This is a genomic window from Streptomyces alkaliphilus (assembly GCF_014141535.1).
GTDB lineage: Bacteria > Actinomycetota > Actinomycetes > Streptomycetales > Streptomycetaceae > Streptomyces > Streptomyces alkaliphilus.
The window spans coordinates 1-1175 of record NZ_VKHT01001285.1; the positions used below are offsets into that span (position 1 = coordinate 1).

Genomic DNA, 1175 nt, shown 5'->3' on the forward strand with positions numbered 1-1175 from the left:
TCACCGGGGCGGGGTATGCCGGGTCCTCCGCAGCCGGCCAGCAGCGGCGGAACCGCCAGACCCAGCGCGCCCGCCGCGCCGAGACCGAGCAGCCGCCGCCGATCGGGATCGGGACGGTCGGGACGGGCGGACGAACCGCCGGGACGGGGGTGGCGGAAGATGTTCACGGGACCGACCTCGCTCTCCGTCACGCCCGCGACCACGATTTCGGCCACGGTGTCGTGACTCCTCACCCCATTCCACGAGCGGGCCCCCGATCCGGTTGTCACGGCGGGGCCACATCCCCGTACCGGCCCGGCGACCCGTCGCCCCGGGCGTCCCTTCCGCACCCCGGGACCACCCCGCCCCGGGCGCTTGCGATCATGAACGCCGTCGTCCGGTTCCCACCCGGCCGACTCCCACCCGGCCGGTTCCCACCCGGCCGACTCCCGCTTTCGACCGAAGGGCGCGCCCCACCGTGTTATCTGCCGTGTTCCGCGGCGAGGAGGTCTTCCTCGTCCTCCTCGCCGTTCTCGGCCTCATCACCCTCACCGGCACCCACCTGGCGCTGCGGCACCGCACCGAGCGCCCTCTCATGTGGGCGCTGGGGGCGACCTGCGCGGTGGGCATCCTCGCCGTGACCCTGTGGAGCTCCGGCCCCACCGGCCCGAGCGGGGTGTGCGTGGTCAATCGCGGTGTCACCGAGCCCTTCTCCGACATCCGGGGCCGGATGAACTTCGCCGTGTTCGTGCCGCTGGGCCTCTTCGGCACCCTGGCCACCCGCCGCCCCGGCCTCGTCCTGATCTCCGGCGTGCTGTTCTCGGCGGGAATCGAAACGGCGCAGGCGGTTCTCCCCTTCGTCGGTCGGATCTGCGACACGGGTGACCTGATCGCCAACGCCGGCGGCCTGGTCATCGGGACGGCCGCGGGGACCGTCGTGGCACTGGCGCGCCGTCGTCCGGCCTCCCCGGCCGCGCTCCGCACACGGCACGTCGCCCTGGGCGCGACAGGGCTCACCGCCGCTCTGGTGGGTGTCTGGACGCTGGGGGTCACCCCGTGGGTGCTCGACCACGTGAACGCGCGGACCGACGTCATCGCGGCCGACGCCGAACAGCGCACGGCGATTCGCGAGGCGCTCGTCGAGGCCTTCGGGAGCCCGGGGGCGATCGGGTTCGGGGAGGGCGAGGACGGGGAAC

General features: G+C 74.0%; 1 protein-coding gene and 1 pseudogene. One reads left to right on the top strand and one right to left on the bottom strand.

What is annotated here, in order from left to right; genetic code table 11:
- Positions 1 to 215: pseudogene (locus FNQ90_RS24000) on the bottom strand (hypothetical protein); the annotation flags it as partial.
- Between the two features lie 242 nt (positions 216 to 457).
- On the opposite strand from FNQ90_RS24000, the gene FNQ90_RS28570 reads away from it, so the two are divergent.
- A partial coding sequence (locus FNQ90_RS28570; RefSeq protein WP_182608265.1) for a VanZ family protein occupies positions 458 to 1175 on the top strand: 718 nt, incomplete at its 3' end.